This window comes from Flavobacterium sp. TSSA_36 (genome assembly GCF_051547165.1).
Classification (GTDB): domain Bacteria; phylum Bacteroidota; class Bacteroidia; order Flavobacteriales; family Flavobacteriaceae; genus Flavobacterium.
In genome coordinates, this window is sequence record NZ_JBPTTP010000001.1 from 315,701 (window position 1) to 340,728 (window position 25,028).

Here is a 25,028-nt window from a genome sequence, read left to right on the forward strand (position 1 = left end):
TTTAGTTAATTATGAACAAAAATAGCAACTTATTTTTTACGAACAAAATTAAAATATAAAAAAAACCTACAAAAAACCAAAGAATCTGTATTACTGTATCACGTTTAATCCTTTACCCACTTTCACAAAGGCATCCAATGCTTGATCTAAATGCGTTTTTGTATGACTTGCAGACAACTGAACTCTGATCCGAGCCTTTTCTTTGGGCACCACTGGAAAGAAGAAACCAATAACATATACTCCATTTTTTAACAATTCATTGGCCATTGTTTGTGCCAATTTAGCATCATACAACATTACAGGTACAATGGCAGAATCTCCATCAATGATATCAAAACCAGCTTTAATCATTCCTTGTTTGAAATAATTGGTATTCCATTCTAGTTGATCTCTCAATGAGGTGTCTTTTTCTAACAATTCAAACACCTTAATTGATGCTCCAACAATAGCTGGAGCCAATGAATTTGAAAACAAATAAGGTCTTGAACGTTGACGTAAAATTTCAATAATTTCTTTTTTAGCTGTAGTATATCCTCCCATAGCTCCTCCTAAGGCTTTCCCTAGTGTACCTGTAATTATATCAACACGTCCCATTACTCCTTTAGCTTCTAATGTTCCTTTTCCTGTTGCTCCAATAAAACCTGCCGCGTGACATTCATCTACCATCACCATTGCGTCGTATTTATCGGCTAAGTCGCAAATTTTATCCAAAGGCGCTACAAGTCCATCCATAGAAAAAACGCCATCAGTAACAATCAATTTAAAACGTGTCCCCGCGTCGGTAGCTTTGATTAGTTGCTGCTCCAAATCTTCCATATTGCTATTTTCATAACGATAACGAGCTGCTTTACACAAACGCACCCCATCTATTATAGAAGCGTGGTTCAGACTATCTGAAATGATACAATCTTGCTCTCCTAATAAAGGCTCAAAAACACCACCATTAGCATCAAAAGCTGCTGCATACAATATCGTATCTTCCGTACCGTAAAAATCGGCAATCTTTTTTTCTAGGGTTTTGTGAATATCCTGCGTACCACAAATAAAACGAACGGATGACATTCCGAAGCCGTGAGAATCTAAAGTATCTTTTGCGGCTTGTATCACTTCTGGATGCGAAGAAAGCCCCAAATAATTATTGGCACAAAAATTAAGTACCGTTTCGCCATTCACTGTAATTTCTGCCCCTTGAGCTGAAGTAATAATTCTTTCTTTTTTAAAAAGGCCATTTGCTTCGATGGTTTGCAATTCGGTTTGCAAGTATTCTTGTATCTTACCGTACATAGTATGTGTTTTTATATTCTAAATTTAGTTTTTATGACAAATTTACTATATCGATTGCTAATCCGATATATACCAATACCTTTTTAACTACTTTATATCCCATTTTCTCAATAGCTTCTTGATAATTCTCCAATTGCTGCTGATATTTAACAGTATGAACTCCTGTTTTATAATCCAACAAGAGCATTTCGTTCGCACCTTTCAAAACCATACGGTCAGGTTTCATTGTTTTTCCTTCATTTTGAATAATGGCTTGCTCATTAAAAACCTGATTTCCTTCCTCAAAATAGCCCACCAACTCTGGATGCGATACAATAGCTTGAATCGTTTGAGTTACCGTTTCTGTTTGTTCAAAATGAATCCATCCATTAGCCAAAGCTATCTCAATAGCCTTTTCAATATCTGTTTTATACTTTACTAATGATAAAATTTCGTGCACAACGTTTCCGTAAGCAATGGCCTCTTGCTGTTGTGTGCCCCACATTAAGGCTTCTTTTTGAGCAATCTTGATGTTTTTGGGGTCTAAAAAAGCTTCCATCATTGGAATTGACTTGGTAGAATCGATATGTTTTACCGATTTAGAAAGCTTAGTAGCTGAACCAAAATCATAGGTTAATTTTTCGCTGTCAAATTGATTTTTGCCCTCTAAATATTGAATAAAGAAAGTACACATATTGTTCTTCGGCAACTCACCTTTACTGGACAAGTTCATATTAGAAATAACATACAATTGTTCCTCTGCCCTAGTTAATGCTACATACAAAACGTTAATATTATCCAACAATTCTTCTTGCTTTTTTTGATGGTAAACTTCGGATGCTTCTGCTCCGAAACCCTCAACCGCACTACTATTATCAATCAATACCTTCTCTAATCCGAGCTCTTCCTTTTCAGCATCAAGCCATAGTTTATCTTTGGGTTTGCGTGAATAATCCTCTTCTGCAAAAGGCATAATTACTACTGGAAATTCCAATCCTTTGGATTTATGAATGGTCATTATTCGGACTGCATTGCTACCTTCTGGAGAAGGAATGCTGAATTTGGAGCCATTTTTCTCCCAAAACAATAAAAAATCTGCTATTCCAGCTTGATTGCGAATGTCTCGCTCAAGCACAATATCTAAAAAATATTGCACATAAGAATTGCTGTTTGCTGCAGTCAAAAACTTAGCAATACTAATCTCAACCGCCTCATACAAGGCTTTTTTTCGGATATCTTGAAATGAAAATTGCACCCCAAACTGCTGCTGTAACCAAACCTCAAAATCAGCCTCGTTTGACAATGCCATTCCTTGCGCAATACAATCGGGGACAGCTACTAGATCTTGTTTGTTTTTGGCAATGAAATACAAAAAGTTCACCTTGGCTTCTAAGTCATTGCTATTATTCAAATAGCGCAACAAATGAATCAAAAAACGGACTTCGGTGGCATTTTGAATCATCAAAGTTTCTGAGGACAACAAAGGGATGTTTTGCTCTGTTAAATAATTGGCTACCGCAATTCCTTGTTCTCGTTTTCGGGTAAGAATAACGATGTCTTTGTATTCAAACCCTTGAGCGATTACTTTTTGAATCGTTTGCAATGTTGCCAAAACATACAATGCTGTTTTATCAAGTGTTTCCTCATCTTCCTCATTAGTGACTGACTGAGGAATAAAAGAGATATTTACATAGCCTCCCTTTTTGTCATTTGCTTTTTGATGGCTGTGATTTTCGTATAAATCTTTGTAATCTACATTGGTGAATTCAGCCGATAACATCTTGAAAAAAGCATTATTAAACTCAATTACTTCAGCATAACTTCGGTAATTTTTGTCCAGATGAATCAATTTTTTATCTGGATTGCTAAACGGATTATGGTCTTTGCTCAAAGCGATAAATTGCTCTGCTTTCCCGCCTCTCCAACGATAAATCGACTGTTTCGGGTCGCCCACTATCATCAACGTTCCTTTTACGCCATAATCATCTTGACCCGCCAAGGCATTATCAATTAACGGAATGAGATTTTGCCATTGCATTTCGGAAGTATCTTGAAACTCATCGATAAAAAAATGACGATAGCGCTCCCCCAAACGCTCATAAATAAAAGGCGCAGGTTGATTTTGAATTTCACGATGAATAATCGCATTGAACTCGGCAATGGAAAGCACATTTTGTTCTGCTTGAATTTTGGCCAATTCGTTGCTGACTGTATTCAATAAAGACAAAGGCGTAATGTTTTTTAGAAAAGCTTTATAAAAACTAATCTTTTCAAAAATCTTATAAATTGCAGCTAACTGACTCAAAAATTCAGGAATTAAGGCCTCAATAATCGCTCTGTCTTTGGCTGTTTTGTTGATTTTTATATCGTCAAATTCGTGATAGGTTTTGTTCTTAGGATTAAATTTTCCTTCTTGAATACTTAAAAGATGCTTTGGAAAATAAGCCCCAGAAAATGATTTTGCATCAATACCATTTGAGTCTATTTGTTCTAAAATTGCAGTTGCCGCAGTCATCGTCTCTTGTTCTAAATCGCGATTAAGTTGCAGCAATTTCTCTTTTATTTTTACAAACTCACCAATCGAAGTGTCTTGAAATTGAGCAATTTCATTGCGGTTATTCTCATTCAGCACTAGTCGGCCCGTTTCTAATATTTCCCTTGAAATATCCCAAGACTTATCATCATCGGTTTTCTCCATAGTGAAATCGATGAGAAGTTGCGTTAGGGTCACATCTTCGCCAGCTTGAGCAATAATGGCATCTACGGTTTCGACTAATAAATTTTCGGTATCCAAGGTCACTTCGAAAGTCATCGGAAGATTCAAATCGAGAGCAAAAGCACGAATGACTTTATGGGTAAATTTATCGATGGTAGAAATATCAAAAGCGGCATAATTATGAATAATATGCTTGATAATTTGTTGCGCTTTGGTTTTGATTTGAATCAATGACAACTGAGTATCAATAGCCAAATCCTGCATTAAATCAAGTGCTTTCGCATTGGGTTCGTCTTTGGCAAATTCGGATAGGCTACCTACAATCCTGCTTTTCATTTCTTGCACCGCTTTGTTAGTAAAAGTGATGGCTAAAATATGGCGATAAGCATCGTTTTTTGGGGCGACCAAAATAATTTTGAGGTATTCTTTGACCAATGCATAGGTTTTCCCCGAGCCAGCAGATGCGTCATAAATTGAAAAGGAGGTGCTTTGCATAGTTGTGATTGTTTGTAAACTTTTATAACCCTTTAGGTGAAATTATTTTTTACCACATAGGGAGAAACATAGAAATTATAATTCGTAAAAGAAAAGATAGACGTTTTACTATTCACATAGTATTCTATGTGTGAAATAGCGCTATTTCTATTTATTCCTTTTCATAAGCAATAATCTATGCTTCTTTGTGGTTGAATTTTTTATTTTATTTGAATTTCACCAAATGAGTGGAAAAAACAAAATCTCTCGATTATCCTAAACCCTAGCCCTGATGGAAGCGGCATCCTTTGCTGCCGGGGTTCGGCAGTAAAGATATAGCGTACAGCAGGAAATAGCTCCTGATTACCCATCAGATTATTCTAGAATCAGGATTGTTCCGTTGGAAATTTGCTCATTTAATTTTTAAAAGTAGTATTTTTGCAGTATGGAAACAAATAGACAGAAAAAAATAGGCGGTGTCATCCAAAAAGATTTGGTGGACATTTTGCAAGGTGAAGTGAGAAAAAATGGCGTTACTAACTTAGTAATTTCCGTATCCAAAGTCGTGGTAACCTCAGATTTATCGGTGGCTACGGTGCATTTAAGTATTTTTCCTCAAGAGAAAGCAAAAGAAACATTAGAAGCCATAAAAACGAATACCAACTTGATTAAACACGATTTGTCGCAACGTGTTCGTTTGCAATTGCGTAGAGTTCCTAATTTGGTTTTCTTTATTGATGACTCGTTGGATTATATCGAGAAAATCGATAATGCCTTGAAAAACCAAGAAAATCCTATTGAAAACAGAGATTTATTAGAAAAACGCAGACAGTTTTAAATTGAATTTTTCGCTTTACATCGCGCACCGATACCTTAGAAGTAATAGCAAAAACAGTGCTATTAACATCATTAATCGTATAGCTAGTTTGGGCATCATTGTGGGTGCTATGGCGCTATTTGTAGTGTTATCAGTATTTAGCGGTTTGAAAGAATTTAGCCTTTCGTTTACCAACGAAATTGACCCCGATTTAAAAGCGACGCCTACCCTTGGCAAATCGTTTTTTGTTACTCCCCAACAAAATCAAGAAATCAAAAAAATAGCTGGAATTGCTTCGTTCTCCAAGATTATTGAAGAACGAGTACTTTTTACTTTTGCAGACAAGCAAGAAGTGACTTATTTGAAAGGAGTAGACACGCAATTCACCAAAGTAAACGCCATTGAAAAAAAATTGTATAACGGGCAATGGCTGCAACCCAATACCTATCAAGTTGTCGTAGGATACGGAATGGCGCAAAAATTCTCGATGGGTTTGTTTGACTACAATACGGCGCTAGAAGTAATGGTGCCAAGGCCAGGCAAAGGGACGATTACTATTCCCTCAGAAGCCTTTAATCAAACCGATTTGATTCCGATTGGGATTTATTCGATTAGTGAAGATTTGGACTCTAAGTACGTTTTTGCCGATTTAAGCTTGGCGCAAGAATTACTAGAATACCAACCCCATCAAATTTCGGGAATTGAATTTAAACTCCGCCCAAATGCGGATGAAAACGCCATTATTGCCCAATTACAAACGATTTTTGAAAATAAAATCACGCTAAAAAACAGAGCGCAATTGAACGAATCGCTTTATAAAATGTTGAACACCGAAAACATCGCGGTGTATTTAATTTTTACTTTAGTGATTGTCGTGGCGCTTTTTAACTTGATTGGCGCTTTGATTATGATGATTTTGGACAAAAAAAGCAATCTGAAAACCTTATTCAATCTTGGAACAGAAATCAAAAGTCTTCGCAACATTTTTTTGCTACAAGGGACGTTGTTGAGTGTTTATGGCGGAATCATTGGATTGCTTTTGGGTATCGTAATTGTGTTATTGCAACAACAATTTGAATGGATTATGATTACCCCTACATTGGCTTATCCAGTCGTTTTTAGTTTTGAAAATATCGCTATTGTAATGGCGACCATTATCACCCTTGGTTTTTTGGCTTCGTTGATTGCTAGTAGTCGCGTGAGTAAAAAGTTATTGGATTAAAAAAAAGCCACGAATCCACGAATTATTAGTGAATTAGTGGCAAATCTGAAGCCTATATAATTTTTACACCACTTCATACCCAGCATAAGCGTCGATAATCTCGTCTAGTACCGCAAATAATTCTTCTGGTTTATCGAGCGTAACCAATTGTTGTTTGTACGTTTTAAACGAATGAATTCCTTTGAAATAATTGGTATAATGTGGTCTTGTTTCTACAATTCCGTGACGTTCGCCTTTCCAATCCATAGCCCAAGTCAAGTGGTTGCGAACTGCTTCAACTCGATCTACAACTGTAGGTTTGGCTAGATGTTCTCCTGTCTTAAAGAAATGCTTTATTTCGTTAAAAATCCAAGGATAACCTATCGCGGCACGACCAATCATAATACCGTCGATACCGTATTTGTTTTTATATTCTAATGCTTTTTCTGGTGAATCGATATCGCCGTTTCCAAAAATCGGCATCGTAATTCTTGGATTGTTTTTGACACGAGCAATGTGAGACCAATCCGAATGGCCTTTGTACATCTGAGCGCGCGTTCTCGCGTGAATGCTCAATGCAGCAACGCCAATATCTTGCAAACGCTCCGCCACTTCATCGATATTGATAGAATTATCGTCCCAACCCAAACGGGTTTTTACGGTTACAGGTAAGTGCGTACTATCAATCACCGCTTTGGTCAAACGAATCATCAAATCGACGTCTTTTAGAACTCCTGCACCGGCACCTTTACAAACGACTTTCTTTACGGGACAACCAAAATTAATATCAATTAAATCTGGATTTACGGTAGAAACAATTTTAGAAGACAACGCCATCGCTTCTTCGTCACCACCAAAGATTTGTATCCCAACAGGGCGTTCGTAATCGAAAATATCCAATTTCATTCGGCTCTTGATGGCATCGCGAATTAGACCTTCTGAGGAAATAAACTCAGAATACATTAAGTCGGCACCGTGCATTTTACACAATCTACGGAAAGGTGGGTCGCTTACATCTTCCATAGGTGCAAGAAGTAAAGGAAAATCTGGAAGTTCTATGTTGCCAATTTTGGGCATTGCTTAAATTTTTTGCAAAGATAGTTAAGAATTTCTAGTAATAAAATTTAATCTCAAGAGTATCTCATTTTTAGCTTTTTATAAGTATTTTTACTAAAATTTCGCTATGCTTTTTACCTTTGGTTTTTATTCTTCGCTGCTATTAATTTCATTTTCTCACGGCATTGTTTACTCCTTTTTGTTGCTAAAAAAAGGAATTCAAACCGAGGTTTCTTCTAACTATTGGCTAAGCATTTTCATTTTTGTTTGCTGCTTGTATATTGCGCCTTGGATGTTGGGTTTTGGCGGATGGTATGACAATCAGCCTTATCGAGATATTTTATTCTATACGCCTTTTCAGCATTTGTTTTTGATTGGCCCTTTGATGTACTTTTATATTCAAAACTTATTGAATCCCTCTTTTTCCCTAAACACAAAAAATAGTATTCATTTTATTCCTGCCCTCCTATATCTGCTTTATAGTTTATCATTATTTGTTTATGATCAATTAATTCTGGGCGATTACTATTTTTATCAAGATGGTTCCGATAAAGATTTTGACGAATGGTATCAAATCACAGGACAGCTCTCAATGCTTTTTTATTTTATCATTTCAATTCGATTTTACAATAAATACCGAAAACTAATGCAACAGGTGGTCAGTTACGCAGATAGCTTACTTTTTAAATGGATAAAAACGTTCTTGTACAGCTTTTTGATTATGCTGATTTTACCCGTGGTTTTTGATGTTTTGGGTTTGTATTTTGCAGCACTTAATAGTTATACAGGAAGTTGGTGGTTTTTTCTGTTTTTTTCTTTTGTCCTTTATTACATTGCTATAGAAGGATATGCCAATGCTATTGTTGCCAAAATTCCTTTTGAAATATCTGTTTTTGAAAAAAAGCCAGCTCTATTACTAGCCAACCCGTTCCATTCAGAAACCGAAGTATTGGATATTGATTTCGAATTTCTGGAAAATAAACCTTCAGAAGAAATTACTTTTTGGAAAGATAAAATCGAATCGATTATTATTCATCAAAAACTGTATCAAGACCCCGAATTATCATTGACCGAAGTGGCCAAAAAATTACAAACCAACGCGTCCATAATTTCAAAAACCATCAATCAAGGGTTTCAGATGAACTTTAATGACTACATCAACCATCACAGAATTGAATCTGTCAAAAAAGCGTTTGCACAAGGTGAACATAAAAAAACCACGCTTCTAGGAATTGCCTATGATTGCGGTTTTAATTCCAAAGCTACCTTCAATCGTGCTTTCAAAAAAAATACAGGTCTTTCTCCAAAAGAATATATTTCCAAGCTTTAGCTAAATTTGGGCGCGACCCGAAAAGGGTCAGGCTGCTTATTCCCATCTTTTTTGCTTAAAGAATCGCAAAAAAGGATTTTCCCTTGCATCCTTCGCGCAAAAAAACTTCAAAAAACACCGTCTCCTTTTCAAAACATAATCTGAGACTCCCCTCTAAATCATTGATTGTGCTTGATGACAAAAGCTATTTATAATTTGAGACTCTCTTAGTTGGACTCAAATTATAATTTGCAACGCTTGCTACGGCTATACCACGCATCTTTGCCTTGTTATTCATCCATAAAAACAAAAACTATGAAATTAAGCACAACAAGTATTGCTTGTCTAGCAACACTATTTTTAGCCACCTCATGCGGTGTTTTTGGGTCATTAAACTCTAATACTTCTATTAAACCCAACGAAACATTTGTCTTAGGTAAAAACGAACACAATACTTTCAAAACCTATTTGAAAAACGAAGGAACCACCACCTTAAAAATTTATCAAGCTCCCCTTAACGGTGGAACTCACTCTCCCGTTGTTATCAAACCCAAAGGAACCGCAACTATCAAAACCGCAAAAAATACGGCTTTAATAATAGAAAACACGGGCAACGAATATGGCTCCGTAACTCTAAAAGTAAAAGGCGACTTAAATTTAGGAATGACTTACAATAACCAATAAACTAATGATAAAGAGTATAATAAAAATAATCCTCACCATCGTATTGACCATTACGTCAATCGTTGCTCAAGCACAACTTCAAGGTTCTGGAAAAACCATCACTTCGACTTATGATTACAAAAATTTCGACAAAGTTTATCTTCAAGATTTGGATGGAAAAATTGAAATCGAAATAGGCAAACCTTGGAGCATTTCGGTAACCATCGATGACAACTTGAAAGATCTTTTAATTTTCTCAGAAAACACCTCAGAATATGAACTAAAAATTCAATTCAAAGACAACAAAAACAATAAAAAATATATTGAAAAAACCAACATCAAAATTAAAATCACAATGCCCGAAGCTAGTGTCATCAAGAATGAAGGAAATAGTGATTTGGAGGTTAAAAATGTTTTTGGACGTTATTTTAGATTAGAAAACACAGGAAATGGAGATAGTAAAATTCTTGGAGCTATTGATGTTTTGGATATCAATAAAACAGGAAATGGCGATGTAAACGCTCAAAACCTCATAGCCAAAAAAGCCACTTTACACAGCACTGGAAACGGAAATCTTACCGTAAATGTATCCGAAACACTTTCAGCAAAAGTATCAGGAAATGGAAATATCATCAACAAAGGGAAAGCCATATTTGATGCCCATTCAAAAAAATCAGGCAATGGTAAATTAATAACCAATTAGCGTTTTCAATCACAAAATCAAACCAATTATGAAATCGCCACTAACAACAAGTTTGTTGCAAACAAACACCGATCAGTAAAAGGCGACCCGAGCGAAGCGAATTGGCGAAGCATACCATCTATTACCTATAAAAAATAATATTTACATATATGAAAATAATAAAAACAATCACAACCCCTAGCTTGTTACCACATTGGTCACAAGATTTAGTCGTAACCCTACCACGAATCGTCTGCGGCTATTTATTAGCCTTTGATTTTGGAGCGGCCAAATTCGGAATGCCTTGGTCTCCCGCAGACAACAACCTAGGCTTATTTGAGGTCGCATTTTGGTTCCCCAATGATGTGGCAAGTTACGGCGGAATATTTGCGATTGCCCCAGCATTTTTTGCTTGGATGGGTGCTTTTTCGGAGACAATTGGTGGGCTTCTTCTAATAATTGGCCTGCAAACAAGGATAGCTTCATTTCTAATAGTGTGCACTATGCTAGTAGCCATTTTTATGCAACAAATCAATAACGGCCTTTGGAATTGCCTTCCTGCTATGGGCTTTCTATGGATTGGGCTATTTAATCTGATGGTAGGCTCTGGACGTTTTGGTATGGATTACTTATTCACTAAAAACAAAGCATAATTATGAGAACTTCACCAATAATAATGACACTATTACTTTGCACACTTTTGACAAGTTGTGTTCAAAAAACGTATAAAAAAACGGTAGTTTATACCTTGGATGTATCAAAAATCAAAAACATAAAAAAAGTAGGAATTCGAGGAAACGACAAACCTCTTTCTTGGGATAAGGATACCGAAATGAAAGCCATTAAAAAAGATAGTCTTTATCAAACTACAATAACTACCTATACGGGATACAAGTTCACCGAAGTAAAATTTGTGGTAAATGAGCAGTTTGAATTAGAAAACAAAGAGAATAGAAGAATCATTTTTGACGCAAAAAAAGACACGACCAATGTCTTCTTTACTTTTGATAAAAGATAAAAACCTCAGCCAATTTCATCATCAGCCAATTGATAATAAGCGTAAACTCCTAACACCAATTCCCCCACAGTTCCCAAGAGAAATACTACAGAAGGCAAGCCGTCTAAGAACATCGAAACCAATCTCCCGAAAGCCAAGCCCAACATAAAAATCATATTAGAAATTGTTGCTGCTTTCCAAAATTGTTTTTGAAAAATTCCGAAAAGCCAAAAAAACGAAAAGCCCAAATACAAACCCATTATGGCTTTGAAAATTGAAAATTCGTCGGGTGATTGTAGGCTTACCTCAAAAAGAAAATCAGGTTTAACGCCATATATCAAACCAACAGGTACTACTATAGCTGCTGAAATAATAAGATGTAGTTTTTTAAAAAAAGGGGATGTTGTACTCATTTCTCAAATATACAAAAACAACAGCAATACCTTTCTACTGCTTCTAATCGATAAAAAACTACTATATCAAAATACCAACCACATCCTTCAATTCATAAACTCTTACTGTAAGAGGATTAAAAATAAATAGTTATCGGTACTAACTTTAAAAACATACCATTAAATCTAAACTTTGCGCTATATTTGCAGCTTGAAAGCGATATTTTTCGCCATTAATGACAGAGACACCGCATGAAACACATTAGAAATTTTTGCATTATTGCACATATTGACCACGGAAAAAGTACCCTTGCCGACCGATTATTAGGCGCTACGCAAACGGTTACCGCTCGCGAAGAAAAAGCCCAATTGCTGGACAATATGGACTTGGAGCGCGAACGTGGTATCACGATTAAGAGTCACGCCATACAGATGGAATACACCTACAAAGGCGAACAATATATCTTGAATTTGATTGACACTCCGGGTCACGTGGATTTCTCCTATGAAGTTTCTCGTTCAATAGCTGCTTGTGAAGGGGCGCTTTTGATTGTAGATGCGGCTCAAAGCATACAAGCACAAACGATTTCAAACTTATACTTGGCTTTAGAAAACGACTTAGAAATCATTCCTGTTTTGAATAAAGTCGATTTACCAAGCGCTAATCCTGAAGAGGTAAGCGATGACATTATTGATCTGTTGGGCTGTAAATTAGAGGATATTATTCATGCCTCTGGAAAGACAGGTTTTGGTGTCGAAAATATTTTGGCCGCCATTATTGAAAAAATTCCAGCTCCAAAAGGAAATGTAGACGAACCGCTTCAAGCCTTAATTTTTGATTCACATTACAATCCGTTTCGTGGCATTGAAGTCATTTTTCGTGTAAAAAATGGGGAAATAAAAAAAGGCCAAAAAATCAAATTCATGGCTACTGGCAATGAATATTTTGCGGATGAAGTAGGAACTTTGAAATTAAATCAGGTTCCAAAAAGCGTAATCTCCACAGGGGATGTTGGTTATTTGATTTCTGGAATTAAAGAAGCCAAAGAGGTAAAAGTAGGGGACACCATCACAGATGCCAAAACCCCTACCACCAATATGATTACCGGTTTTGAGGACGTAAAACCAATGGTTTTTGCCGGAATTTATCCTGTAGACACAGAAGATTATGAAGATTTGCGTTCTTCAATGGAAAAACTACAATTGAATGATGCTTCTTTAGTCTTTACTGCGGAAAGTTCTGCCGCATTAGGATTTGGTTTCCGATGTGGTTTCTTAGGAATGCTACATATGGAAATCATTCAAGAGCGTTTAGAACGTGAATTTGACATGACGGTGATTACTACGGTTCCCAACGTTTCGTATTTGGCTTACACCAAAAAAGATCCAGAAACAGCTTTGATTGTCAACAATCCATCCGATTTGCCCGAGCCTTCCAAATTAGACCATGTAGAAGAACCTTATATCAAAGCAACCATTATTACCAAAGCCGATTTTGTGGGCAACGTAATGAGTTTGTGTATTGAAAAAAGAGGACTGATTACCAACCAAACTTACTTAACCACCGAGCGTGTAGAATTGAATTTTGATATGCCTTTGGCCGAGATTGTATTCGATTTTTATGATCGATTGAAAACGGTTTCTAAAGGTTATGCCTCATTTGATTACTCGCCTATTGGAATGCGTACTTCAAAATTGGTGAAACTAGACGTATTGTTAAATGCACAAACTGTTGATGCTTTATCAGCGTTGATTCACGAGGACAACGCTTACAATATTGGAAAGAAAATGACCGAAAAATTACGTGAGTTGATTCCGAGACAGCAATTTGATATTCCAATTCAAGCGGCAATTGGAGCCAAAATCATTGCTCGTGAAACCATAAAAGCCTTACGTAAAGACGTTACTGCCAAATGTTACGGTGGAGATATTTCTCGTAAACGTAAATTGTTGGAAAAACAGAAAAAAGGTAAAAAACGCATGCGCCAAGTAGGAAACGTAGAAATTCCGCAGGAAGCGTTTATGGCGGTTTTGAAGTTGAATGATTAAATTTTAAAGTATTAAGAATTAAGTACAAAGTATTAAGATATAACCTGACAATGTAAAAGTTGTCAGGTTTTTTTGTTTTCAAACTAATAATAAGACTAATTTACTTTGGGAAATAGCTTAAGACTAACAGGTGACAAGACCTTTTTTCATTAACTTTGTTTTTATGGAAACAATAAAATTAAATATTGATTTAAGTGTAAGTCAATTACTTGAAGCGGTTAAACAATTATCTCCAAAAGACCGATTGAAAATCAATGATGCGCTTTGGAATGAAGATGTTGAAATTCCTATAGAACATCAAAAAATTGTTTTAGATCGAATCGCTAAAGATAAAACTAATCCTGAACGCCTTTTGGATTGGGACAAAGTATCTAACAGTCTATAAACTCAGAAAATAGTATTAAACAACCTGACGATTTTAAAATTGTCAGGCTTTTTTTTATTCCCCCTTTGGGGCTAGGGGGCTTATTTATCCTTCAACCAATCAAACAATCGATGTGCATCGGAACCTTTGAATAATTGTGTGCCTTCGTTCATAGTGGCGGCTGAACCACAAGCCACTCCCCATCGAATAACTTCTTTTAAAGGTTTATTTTGGGATAGCGCCCAAACCATGCCTCCTACCATACTATCGCCAGCACCTACCGTACTCTTTTTGGCAACATTGGGAGCAGGGACAAACTCATAATGGTCTTTGGTCACCAAAATAGCGCCTTGTGGACCAAGCGATACCACTACTATTTCTGCACCTCCTTTGGCTATAATTTTCTTGGCTGCTTCATTTACTTCTTCCATTTCTAGTCGCTCTTCCCCAATTAATTTGGCTAGTTCACCTACGTTTGGTTTGATTAAATAAGCACCAACTTCAAGGACTTTTTCTAAAGCTTCTCCAGAAGTATCAATAATTAATTTTGAGTGGTTCTCTTTAGCAATATGCGCTACTTTTTGATAAAAATCGGCATTCAAACCTTCATTCAAACTACCGCTAGCTACCAAATACTTGGGTTTGAACTCGGCAATTTTAGCTAAAAATCGTTCACTCTCTTCTTGGGTTAACGAACCTCCTGTGAATCCAAATCGGTATTGCGAATTGGTATTCGTATCTACCGCCACAAAACTTTCTCTTGTCCAACTCTCCACAGGAACCGCCTCGCTAGCAATATTTTCTTGAGCTACCAATTCTTCCAATAATTTGCCCATAGCGCCTCCTGAAGTGAATAGTGCCATAGAATTTCCGCCTAATCGTGCGATCGCTTTAGAGACATTGATTCCGCCACCTCCCGCATCGTATCTGGGTACCTCGCAACGAATTTTTTGTTCGGCTACTAATCCTTTAAAACTAGTACTTTTATCTACAGCAGGGTTGACTGTTAAGGTCACTATATCGAATGTTTTCATTTTTTCTCCATTTAATTAATCCTAGCTGCAATGTACTGAATTTTGATCTTCAAACATACTCCTACCATTCTGTTTTCTGACATGAACTCATTCGACTTAATGTAAAGACAATAGAAAACCAGCTCACCTTCTTTCAAATTAGCTAGAAACAAAGATATATGTAGACCAAAATAGTCTTGATTTGAATATTGAATGAGCACAATCTTTTCATGCTATCAACTTTCAATTTTACCTTGAAACACAATATTAAACATTTGATTTTCAAGTTTTTAATTGAAACGATTTGTATATTTGTTATTCCCAAAAATACATTCAGAACTATGAGAGCCACTCTTTTTCTATTGTTTTTATTTTGTACGACAATAGCCGTGTCTCAAGGGATTGAAGTGGACACAACCTCAATGAGTATTCCTGATTTAGTTAGAAATGAATTACTACAAAATGCTTGCGCCGAAGAAGGGAATTTTTTGTTTTCATCACGACAAGGAATCGGGAAATTTAGCAGTTCAAATCCTAATTTTCCTTTTCAAGACGGCATCATCCTGAGAAATGGCATCGCGAAATATACCGAAGGATTGTACACAGGAATTAACGAAAGCAGTCAATTAAACAAAAATGGGGATCCTGATCTGCAATTCATCAGCAATAGCAATGGACAATCGACTCCCATAACCGATGTGAGTTTTTTACAATTCGATTTCACGCCCTTGTCGAGCACCTTTAGTTTTGATTTTCTATTTGCTTCGAATGAATATGGCGAGTTTCAATGTGGTTTTAGTGATATTTTCGCTTTTGTGCTAACTGATTTAACCACAGGAAGCACTACTAATTTGGCCGTGGTCCCAAACACCTCCTTACCCGTTTCGGTTTTAAATATAAGGGATGAGCAATATAATTCTTCCTGCTTGTCTGCTAATCCAGAATTATTTGCTCAGTACAACTTGAAAAACCCTGCAAATTCCTTCCTGAACATGCGAGGAGAAACCAAAGTACTTACGGCCTCTTCTGCTGTGATTCCTAACCGAACTTACCGAATCAAACTAGCGATAGGTGATTATAATGATAGCAACTATGATTCTGCTGTTTTAATCAAAGGAGGCAGTTTCAAAACCACCATGGACTTAGGTCCAGATAGAAGTATTTGCGAAGGAGAGCAACTCACAATTGAAACTAAGTTGACAGGAAACTTTGCTTATTCTTGGAGTCGAAATGGAGTCGTAATTCCAGGGGAAACCGGAGCTACATTGCTGATTACACAACCAGGCACTTATGAAGTTACAGCGACACTTTCGGGTTGTGTTATCAAAGATGAAGTGGTTATCAACCAACTACTCATCAACACGCCTACAAATCTTGTGGCTTGTTACAGAGGCCTTTCAACCTACTCCTTCGATCTCACTCAAAACAGCCTACAATCCTTAGGATTAGACCCCAATGACTATACTATTAATTATTTTGCTTCTCTTGCTGCAGCCACTGCAAATGATCCCGTAATTCCACAAAATCAATTGACCACTTATACGATCACTAGTCCACAAACGATTTACATAAAAATCATTCATAAAACCAATAACAATAGCATTTGCAATGATTTCATTTCCTTTGTTCTTCAAACCAACCCTCCCTTGAGCATCATCAATCCACCAAATCTTTTGGTATGTGAAACCGCAAGTGGATTTATCACAGCAGATTTAACAATAAACAACAATCTCATCTTGAATGGATTACCCTCAAATGAATATGCTTTTTCCTATTACCTCAACTTACTTGATGCCAACAATAAGACGAATGAAATCAAAAATCCAATTAATTTTCCCATGTCGTCACAACGCTCCCCACTTAAGATTTGGGTGCGAATTGAAAATAAAAACCAAACACAGTGCTACACTACTTCATTTTTTGACCTCATCGTAATTCCGCTTCTCAACGTAGATCAATTGCGAGATGTAGTGGCTTGCGATACTTTCATTTTACCCGATATTACTAATGGACGATATTACTCAGGACCAAATGGCACAGGTATTTCATTAAACATTGGAGATACAATTACGCAATCAGGCACATATTATATATACAACTTTCCTTCCTCAAGCAATAACTGCCCCAACGAAAGCTCCTTTAGAATTACCCTTGTAAAAGATTTTATTTTTTCAAATCAAGGCTGTGGACAATATAGCGTACCAGCAGTACTAGTGGGTGATTTCTTTACCGAACCCAATGGAGGAGGAAACAAAATCCCTTCCGGAACCGTGCTTAGTAACAGCCAAATCATTTACTATTTTGCGGTGATCAACGGGATTGTGTGTCGAGACGAGGCCGTTCCTATCACTGTTTTTCCTTTACCTGAAGTAGATCAACTATCGGATGTTGTGACCTGCAATTCATTTACTTTACCTACTTTGACCCACGGAAAATACTACACACTACCCGGAGGTAACGGCATTACTCTCACCGAAGGAAACGCTATTACTGCTACACAAACCCTCTACATTTATGCTAATGACGGTCAATGTTCTAATGAATCTCACTTTCTAATCAACATTATTGATACTACTTTATTTGGTCCAATCAGCCATTGTGGAGAATACATCTTGCCCAATATCCCAATTGGAGGATATTACGATCAACCTAAAGGACAAGGAAATTTAATCCCTGAAGGAACCAAAATCACAAGTTCAAAAATAGTATATTATTACGCAACCACAACGACCACCCCCAACTGCACTGACAACCTAAAAATAGACATCACTATTAAACCATTGCCCTTAATTGACAAACCTAATGATGTGCTGAGCTGTACCAATTATATTTTACCAAATCTTACCAATGGTAATTATTTTACACTGCCTAATGGAGGTGGTCAACAAGTAGCCTTTGGAACTATACTATCTACCACTCAAACACTTTACGTTTTCAAATCAGGACCCGATTGTAGCAACGAACATGCTTTTACTATAACAATTAGATCATTGCCTGTGGTAGACAATTTCACAGACGTCTTAAGTTGTGAAAGTTTTTTACTACCCAAGTTAAAAAATGGAACGTATTATACCGCTTCTGGTGGTCCAAATGGTCAAGGAATGGCCTTAAATGAAGGAACATTAATCACTACATCACAAACACTATTTATTTATAACGAATGGGCTGATTTTAAAGAATGTACTAACGAATCGTTTTTTAAAGTTACCATCAAAAAAGTAGAAGTAGGAACATTCAACCATATCATTACCTGCGATTCTTATACCCTACCTCCGCTGGCAACTGGAAATTATTTCTTGAGTCCCAATGGCAAAGACCCTATAGCAATGGGCACTGTATTAAATCAATCACAAAAAATTTATGTTTATGCCGAAGTAGGGAATCGTATTACTTGTACCAGTGAAACCTCTTTTTTAGTGACCATTTCTAACGCACCAAAAATTGAACCCATACCTACTGTTTTGAGTTGTTTAAACTACCGTTTACCTCCTTTAACAATAGGTGAATATTATTCTGGACCCAACAAAACTGGTACCCTATTTCAAGCTGGCACCGAAATAACCACCAACCAAAAAATGTATATTTACGCAGCCTCCGTTGAAAATCCAAATTGCTTTTCCGAAATTTCCTTTAACATCACTATTTTTCCATTAAGAGATATCGCTCCAAAAAAAGCCTACGTTTGTATCGAGGCCGAAACCGGAAACATACTCCAACCTGCTTTTCTAGATGCTGGCTTAGATCCCTCTCAATACAATGTAAGATGGTATCTAGAGGGTAATCCCGTAGCAGAAGGCCCTAATTACACCACAACCAAGGAAGGAATATATACATTAGAAATCGATAAAATCTCACCAAATATTGGCTCAGATTGCGGCTACAATTCCACCACATACACCGTAGAAAAATCAAGTCCAGCTGCGGCAAAAATTACAGTATCGGATGCTTTTACTGATTCGATTGATCTCATCGTAACCCTGAGCAACGGACTTGGTTCATATGAGTTTAAAATCGATGACGGTAATTTTCAAACCAGCAACATTTTTTTCAACGTAGATTCTGGAGAACATACGCTCACCATAAAAGACGTCAAAGGCGGATGTGATGACCGCATTTTGATTGCTAATGTGTTAAAGTATCCCAAATTTTTCACTCCTAACAGTGATGGCTATCATGACACTTGGAACATAGATGACCTCGCATTTCAGCCCAATGCAATAATCAGAATATTTGATCGCTACGGAAAATTCATCAAAGAAATTAAGCCTTCAGGTCCTGGTTGGGATGGATTTTATAACGGAAATCCATTACCATCAACCGATTATTGGTTTCAGGTTTTTTATATACTAAATGAAAAAGAACAAATCTTCAAATCTCATTTTAGTATGAAAAGATAACAATCCTATGCTATCAAGGATCATCATTTCTTTTCCAAATTCCAACATTAGAGAGCAATGTAGCATTTATAATCCAACGACACCAATACTCGATTCACAACTTCGTATCTTTGCTCTTTTTAAAATAGCTAAAATATGATTGAAGATAAAAACCCACAACGTACTAGTATTGATCAATTAGGTGAATTTGGGTTGATCGAACATTTGACTAAACATTTTGAAAGTTCGCACACCTCAACCATAAAAGGAATTGGGGACGATGCCGCAGTAGTCGATTTTGGAACAAGAAAAGCGGTAATATCCACCGATTTACTAATTGAAGGCGTTCATTTTGATTTAGCCTATATGCCCTTAAAACACCTTGGCTACAAAGCGGTAGTGGTTAACCTGTCAGACATCTGTGCTATGAATGCAAAGCCGACGCAAATTACAGTTTCGGTAGCCGTTTCTAATCGATTCCCGTTAGAAGCTTTAGAGGAATTGTATGAAGGAATTGCCCGAGCGGCCAAAGAATACAAAATTGATGTTATAGGTGGCGACACCACTTCTTCTCAAAAAGGAATGATTATCAGTATCACCGCTTTAGGAGAAGCAGATGAAAACAAATTAGTCTACAGAAATGGGGCTAAAACAACAGATTTATTAGTAGTATCTGGAGACATTGGCGCAGCCTATATGGGGCTTCAAGTTTTAGAAAGAGAAAAACAAGTCTTCCAAGTTAATCCCAATTCACAGCCTGATTTAGATGCGTATACTTATTTAATAGAAAGACAACTCAAACCGGAAGCTAGAACTGACATTAGAACCTTACTACATGCTCTTGAAATAAAACCAACAGCCATGATTGATGTTTCAGATGGCATCTCCTCTGAAATTATGCATTTGTGCAAACAATCTAATGTAGGTTGCAATTTATACGAAGACAAACTTCCTTTGGACCCCCAGTTTATTTCGGTTTGTGAAGAATTCAATATCGACAGTACAACTATCGCGATCAACGGAGGAGAAGATTATGAGTTATTATTTACTGTAGCAATGTCTGATTTTGATAAAATTAAAGGAAATCCTAATTTCACGATTATTGGGCACATGACTGAGCCAAGTGAAGGCATCCATTTGGTCACCCGCGCTAATACTAAAATTCCTCTAAAAGCGAGAGGATGGAATGCCTTTGAAAATTAATTGGGTAAATTCCTAAACCAAAATTCAAAAGCGTATGATTTAGGCTTTGATCCTAAATCTGTTTTAGGCTAAAAATAGGCTTCAAAAAAAAGAGACACTTTCATCCTAAAGTGCCTCTTTTTTTTATATCCGTCAAAAACACTGTTTTGTTAAAATATTTTCATTTCAGTAAATTTTATCCCAAAAAAGAAGAGCATTAAAAACTTCTTAACTATAAAATAAAAAAGGTGGAATTGCTTCCACCCTTTTTGCCCCAAATCTACCATAAACTTAACCTACTAATATTATGGTGATATAAACTTACTACAACTCTACGTTCATCACAAGGTTTTCCGATGAAATGCATAAAAATCCGATTAAATACACTTTTCGACTAATTTTAATACGCTCTTGCATCCTTACCTTCATAAAAATTCATAAAGGCCCTATTGACTACTCGATTCCCTCCTGGAGTAGGATAATCCCCTGTAAAATACCAATCCCCTAAATTTTTAGGACAAGCCACATGTAGATTTTCTACAGTTTGAAAAATAATTTTTACTTCGGCATTTATTTCTGATGAACTTAACATTTCTGCAATTTTATCCGAGATTTCCTGTGGTGTAAATGGTTCATAAATAGCCGTAACATAATTCACCACTTCCACGTCTTTATAATTTTCTTGAGCTTTACACTTGGCATACACCTCATCTACGATATGATATAAATTTCTTTCTTTCAAAAGCTCCAAAGTAGCTTTAAAAGCAATCAATCCCTCAAGTTTAGCCATATCAATTCCGTAGCAATCGGGATATCGAATTTGTGGAGCAGAAGAAACAACTACAATTCGTTTTGGATTCAAGCGATCCATCATTTTTATGATACTTTTCTTTAAAGTTGTACCTCGAACAATACTATCATCGATGATTACCAAATTATCTGTAGGCTGAACAACACCATAAGTTACATCATAAACATGTGCTACTAAGTCGTCTCTACTACTATCTTCTGTAATAAAGGTTCTTAATTTAGCATCTTTAATCGCTACTTTTTCCGTTCTGATTTTGACAGCTAATAATGCTTGTAAACTCTCAGTGGTGAGTTTATTTCTATTCGCTAAAATATAATCATTTTTTCGTTTGTTTAAAAAATCTTGAGCGGCCTCAACCATTCCAAAGAAAGAAGTTTCTGCGGTGTTAGGAATGTATGAAAAGACAGTGTTATCGGTGTCGTTTTCAATAGATGCTAATACGGCAGGCAAGATTAAACGCCCTAACATTTTTCTCTCTTGATAAATCTCAGCATCACTGCCTCTAGAAAAATAGATGCGTTCAAACGAGCACGCTTTTTTGGTAATGGCAGGAAGAATTTCTTTCATAGAAACTGTACCATTTTTTTTGATAATCAAAGCAGCGCCCGGATCAATCTCACGCACTTGATCAAAAGGGACATTAAAAACGGTCTGGATCACAGGTCGTTCTGATGCCACCACAACTATTTCATCATCTTGATAAAAATAAGCAGGACGAATGCCCGCAGGATCTCTAAAAACAAAAGCGTCTCCGTGCCCTAAAAGCCCCGCCATTGCATAACCTCCATCCAAATTTTTAGCAGCTCTATGCAAAATCTTCGCTACATCTAATCGTTCAGCTATCACTGGAGAAGCTTCTCTTTTATTTAATCCTTCATTTTTACACTCTTGATATAAATCGGTTACGGCATCATCTAGAAAATGTCCAATTTTCTCCATTACTGTAACAGTATCGGCCATTTCTTTAGGATGCTGACCTAACTCTACTAGATTTTCAAAAAGCTCTTTTACATTAGTCATGTTAAAATTACCCGCTAAAATCAAGTTGCGGTGCATCCAATTGTTTTGACGTAAAAAAGGATGCACACTTTCAATACTGTTTTTACCAAAAGTTCCATAACGAACATGTCCCAAAAACAATTCTCCAATGTAAGGAATGTTTGCTTTTTGCAAAGCTACATCCTCAGCATAATCAGGATTTTGAGCCAATTCATCATTTATTCTAGCATTTATTTGTGCAAAAACATCTTGTATAGGTTGCGCGTGATTAGAGCGCACTCGGCTTATGTAGCGTTGCCCGGGCTCTACATCAAGTTTAATACTAGCAAATCCAGCCCCATCTTGTCCTCGATTGTGCTGTTTTTCCATTAACAAATACATCTTTTGAATGCCATAAAAAGCAGATCCGTATTTTTCTTTGTAATATTCTAGAGGCTTAAGAAGTCGTACTAATGCTATTCCACATTCGTGTTGTAAAGCGTCGCTCATGGTATTTTAGTGTTGTGTTGTAATTAGTATTGCGTATTAAAAAAAGCCCAGTTTCCTGAGCTTTGTCATTTATAATTCGATATCAAATTGAGTTAACGCTTTGAAGGCTTTCAAACGCTGATTCACTTCGTTTTGGGTTAATGTCTCCATTCTTTCGGTTCCAAATTTTTCAACACAAAATGAAGCTAGATTAGAGCCATAAATAATTCCATTTTTCATGTTTTCGAAAGATATATTTTCGCTTTGTGCGATAAATCCAGAGAAGCCTCCCGCAAAGGTATCCCCAGCTCCCGTTGGATCAAATACTTCTTCCAATGGCAATGCTGGCGCAAAAAACACTTCTTTATTATGAAACAATAAAGCGCCGTGTTCTCCTTTTTTGATCACTACATATTTGGGTCCTAAGGTGTGAATTTTGGCCGCTGCCTTCACCAAAGAATATTCTCCTGAAAGTTGTCTTGCCTCTTCATCGTTGATCGTAATCACATCAACACGCTTGATCACTTCAAGTAATTCTGGTAAGGCACAATCCATCCAAAAATTCATCGTATCCAAGACTACTAATTTTGGCATTGCTTCCATTTGATCCAAAACACTGCTTTGTACTAAGGGATGAAGATTCCCTAGCATCACTACATCAGCATCTTTAAAGTTTTGAGGTACTTTTGGTTGAAAATCAGCCAAAACATTGAGTTCGGTAACCAATGTATCTCTTGAATTCAAATCGTTGTGATACAAACCACTCCAGAAAAAAGTTTTGCCACCTTTTACAATTTCTACCCCAGAAATATCAATGTTTTTTGAAGTCAACAAATCTAAATGTTCTTGCGGAAAATCATCGCCAACTACGGATACAATTGCAGATTGTAAGTTAAAAAAAGAAGCGGACAATCCAATATAAGTTGCTGCTCCACCTAAAATTTTATCAGTTTTCCCAAAAGGAGTTTCAATTGCGTCGAAAGCTACTGTTCCAACAATCAATAATTTATTCATTTGCCTAGTTTCAAATTAAGGCGCAAAGATAGTTTTTAAAGTGTAAAATTGCAATGATTCACAAGGCAAAGAATCAAAACAAAAAATAGTTGATTATCGGTTATTTACACTATTTTTTGCTCTTCCTTTTCATAAAAAAAATCAACAGAAAGTTCTTTTTGCTTCGAAGCCATTACCGCCAACTCATCACAGCGCTCGTTTTGAGGATGATTATTGTGCCCTTTGATCCATTTGAACTCGACTTGATGTTTTCGGAATATAACTAAAAAACGTTTCCAAAGGTCTGCGTTTTTACGATCTACAAATCGTTTTTTCTCCCAGCCAAAGACCCATTTCTTTTGCACAGAATCTACCACATATTTTGAGTCGGACACCACTAACACCGAAGTGTTTTCGTTTTTCAACTTTTCAAGACCAACAATTACAGCCAACAACTCCATCCTATTATTAGTAGTCAACCGAAATCCTTCATAAAACTCCTTTTTATAAGGTTTTCCTACCCATTCCATTACCACACCATAGCCTCCTGGCCCTGGATTACCTTTGGCTGCACCATCGGTATAAATATGTACTTGATGTGACATAATGAATTTTTATTATTTTAGAAGCACTTTTTCAATCACCTCTGGAAAGTGTTTTTGCTCCAAATCATGAATTTTTGCAGCTACATCTTCTGCAGAATCCCCCGGAGTAAGCAACACGGACTTTTGAAAAACAATAGCCCCCTCATCATAATGTTCATTTACATAATGAATAGTGATTCCGGTTTCTTTTTCCTTATTGGCCACAACTGCTTGATGAATATGCATGCCATACATTCCTTTACCTCCAAATTTTGGCAACAAGGCCGGATGAATATTTAGAATCCTATCAGGATAGGCATCAATTACATCTTGAGGAACTTTTAATAAAAAACCCGCCAAAATAATCCAATCCGGCTGCAAAGAATTCAATTTTCGTAAAACATTACCTTCATTTAGGTCTTGTTTTGAAAAAATAAAAGAGGCTACATTCAAATTTTCAGCTCTTTCTATAACTTTTGCACTTGCATTGTTAGTAAATACACTGATTACTCTAGCGCAATCAGAATTTGCAAAATATTTGATAATATTTTCGGCATTTGTTCCCGAACCAGAAGCAAAAACTATAATTTTTTTCATTTTTTCAGCAGTTTTATTTTGC

At 36.5% G+C, this 25,028-nt stretch carries 20 protein-coding genes; 11 read left to right on the forward strand and 9 right to left on the reverse strand.

The features are described 5' to 3' along the window. Positions 1-90: 90 nt before the first annotated feature. Entirely contained in the window at positions 91-1,284 is a 1,194-nt protein-coding gene (kbl, locus tag ACSVH7_RS01435) for a glycine C-acetyltransferase (RefSeq protein ID WP_438064913.1), read from the reverse strand. Between the two features lie 31 nt (positions 1,285-1,315). Next, positions 1,316-4,474, reverse strand: a complete 3,159-nt coding sequence (locus ACSVH7_RS01440) for a UvrD-helicase domain-containing protein (RefSeq protein ID WP_438064914.1) — start codon at positions 4,472-4,474, stop codon at positions 1,316-1,318. Positions 4,475-4,898: 424 nt separating this feature from the next. Here ACSVH7_RS01440 and rbfA point away from each other — a divergent pair, with 424 nt between their 5' ends. Together rbfA and ACSVH7_RS01450 are read left to right on the forward strand one after the other, a co-directional pair. Continuing rightward, positions 4,899-5,291 carry a 30S ribosome-binding factor RbfA gene (gene rbfA, locus ACSVH7_RS01445; protein ID WP_064715752.1) on the forward strand — a complete coding sequence of 131 codons (393 nt, stop codon included), beginning with the start codon at positions 4,899-4,901 and terminating at the stop codon, positions 5,289-5,291. A gap of 1 nt (position 5,292) precedes the next feature. Continuing rightward, positions 5,293-6,492 (forward strand): ABC transporter permease, encoded by a 1,200-nt coding sequence (locus ACSVH7_RS01450; protein ID WP_438064915.1) that lies wholly within the window; start codon positions 5,293-5,295, stop codon positions 6,490-6,492. A 63-nt stretch (positions 6,493-6,555) separates the two neighbouring features. Here the strand turns inward: ACSVH7_RS01450 and dusB are convergent, their stop codons facing one another. Further along, positions 6,556-7,548, reverse strand: coding sequence for a tRNA dihydrouridine synthase DusB (dusB, locus tag ACSVH7_RS01455; RefSeq protein ID WP_438064916.1), 993 nt, complete (start codon positions 7,546-7,548; stop codon positions 6,556-6,558). Positions 7,549-7,654: 106 nt separating this feature from the next. Here dusB and ACSVH7_RS01460 point away from each other — a divergent pair, with 106 nt between their 5' ends. The 5 genes from ACSVH7_RS01460 (at position 7,655) to ACSVH7_RS01480 (ending at position 11,199) form a co-directional block, all read left to right on the forward strand. Then, positions 7,655-8,857: a helix-turn-helix domain-containing protein gene (locus ACSVH7_RS01460; RefSeq protein ID WP_438064917.1), complete on the forward strand. Its 1,203-nt coding sequence runs from the start codon at positions 7,655-7,657 to the stop codon at positions 8,855-8,857. A gap of 294 nt (positions 8,858-9,151) precedes the next feature. After that, complete coding sequence (locus tag ACSVH7_RS01465) at positions 9,152-9,520, forward strand: hypothetical protein (protein WP_438064918.1); 369 nt, start codon at positions 9,152-9,154, stop codon at positions 9,518-9,520. A 4-nt stretch (positions 9,521-9,524) separates the two neighbouring features. Further along, positions 9,525-10,202 carry a GIN domain-containing protein gene (locus tag ACSVH7_RS01470; RefSeq protein ID WP_438064919.1) on the forward strand — a complete coding sequence of 226 codons (678 nt, stop codon included), beginning with the start codon at positions 9,525-9,527 and terminating at the stop codon, positions 10,200-10,202. 149 nt (positions 10,203-10,351) lie between these two features. After that, complete coding sequence (locus ACSVH7_RS01475; protein ID WP_438064920.1) at positions 10,352-10,834, forward strand: DoxX family protein; 483 nt, start codon at positions 10,352-10,354, stop codon at positions 10,832-10,834. 2 nt (positions 10,835-10,836) lie between these two features. Next, positions 10,837-11,199 carry a hypothetical protein gene (locus ACSVH7_RS01480; RefSeq protein WP_438064921.1) on the forward strand — a complete coding sequence of 121 codons (363 nt, stop codon included), beginning with the start codon at positions 10,837-10,839 and terminating at the stop codon, positions 11,197-11,199. Between the two features lie 5 nt (positions 11,200-11,204). Here the strand turns inward: ACSVH7_RS01480 and ACSVH7_RS01485 are convergent, their stop codons facing one another. Continuing rightward, positions 11,205-11,591, reverse strand: a complete 387-nt coding sequence (locus ACSVH7_RS01485; RefSeq protein ID WP_438064922.1) for a DUF4345 domain-containing protein — start codon at positions 11,589-11,591, stop codon at positions 11,205-11,207. A gap of 231 nt (positions 11,592-11,822) precedes the next feature. Between ACSVH7_RS01485 and lepA the strand changes: the two genes are divergently transcribed. Continuing rightward, positions 11,823-13,619, forward strand: a complete 1,797-nt coding sequence (lepA, locus tag ACSVH7_RS01490) for a translation elongation factor 4 (protein ID WP_438064923.1) — start codon at positions 11,823-11,825, stop codon at positions 13,617-13,619. A gap of 163 nt (positions 13,620-13,782) precedes the next feature. After that, positions 13,783-14,004, forward strand: a complete 222-nt coding sequence (locus ACSVH7_RS01495; RefSeq protein WP_438064924.1) for an addiction module protein — start codon at positions 13,783-13,785, stop codon at positions 14,002-14,004. Positions 14,005-14,084: 80 nt separating this feature from the next. Here ACSVH7_RS01495 and ACSVH7_RS01500 read toward each other — a convergent pair whose 3' ends face one another. Next, a complete protein-coding gene (locus ACSVH7_RS01500) occupies positions 14,085-15,017 on the reverse strand; it encodes a 1-phosphofructokinase family hexose kinase (RefSeq protein ID WP_438064925.1) in 933 nt (310 codons plus the stop codon). Positions 15,018-15,337: 320 nt separating this feature from the next. Here ACSVH7_RS01500 and ACSVH7_RS01505 point away from each other — a divergent pair, with 320 nt between their 5' ends. Then, positions 15,338-19,393 (forward strand): choice-of-anchor L domain-containing protein, encoded by a 4,056-nt coding sequence (locus tag ACSVH7_RS01505; RefSeq protein ID WP_438064926.1) that lies wholly within the window; start codon positions 15,338-15,340, stop codon positions 19,391-19,393. A 135-nt stretch (positions 19,394-19,528) separates the two neighbouring features. Further along, a complete protein-coding gene (gene thiL, locus ACSVH7_RS01510; RefSeq protein ID WP_438064927.1) occupies positions 19,529-20,575 on the forward strand; it encodes a thiamine-phosphate kinase in 1,047 nt (348 codons plus the stop codon). 379 nt (positions 20,576-20,954) lie between these two features. Here thiL and ACSVH7_RS01515 read toward each other — a convergent pair whose 3' ends face one another. The 4 genes from ACSVH7_RS01515 to purN all read right to left on the reverse strand — a co-directional run bounded on the left by ACSVH7_RS01515 (position 20,955) and on the right by purN (position 25,006). Continuing rightward, a complete protein-coding gene (locus ACSVH7_RS01515) occupies positions 20,955-22,853 on the reverse strand; it encodes an amidophosphoribosyltransferase (protein ID WP_438064928.1) in 1,899 nt (632 codons plus the stop codon). 69 nt (positions 22,854-22,922) lie between these two features. After that, entirely contained in the window at positions 22,923-23,846 is a 924-nt protein-coding gene (locus ACSVH7_RS01520; RefSeq protein ID WP_438064929.1) for a PfkB family carbohydrate kinase, read from the reverse strand. A gap of 104 nt (positions 23,847-23,950) precedes the next feature. Beyond that, positions 23,951-24,430, reverse strand: coding sequence for a ribonuclease HI (rnhA, locus tag ACSVH7_RS01525; RefSeq protein ID WP_438064930.1), 480 nt, complete (start codon positions 24,428-24,430; stop codon positions 23,951-23,953). A gap of 12 nt (positions 24,431-24,442) precedes the next feature. Beyond that, on the reverse strand, positions 24,443-25,006 hold the full coding sequence (gene purN, locus ACSVH7_RS01530) for a phosphoribosylglycinamide formyltransferase (RefSeq protein WP_438064931.1): 564 nt from the start codon (positions 25,004-25,006) through the stop codon (positions 24,443-24,445). Between the last annotated feature and the right edge of the window lie 22 nt (positions 25,007-25,028).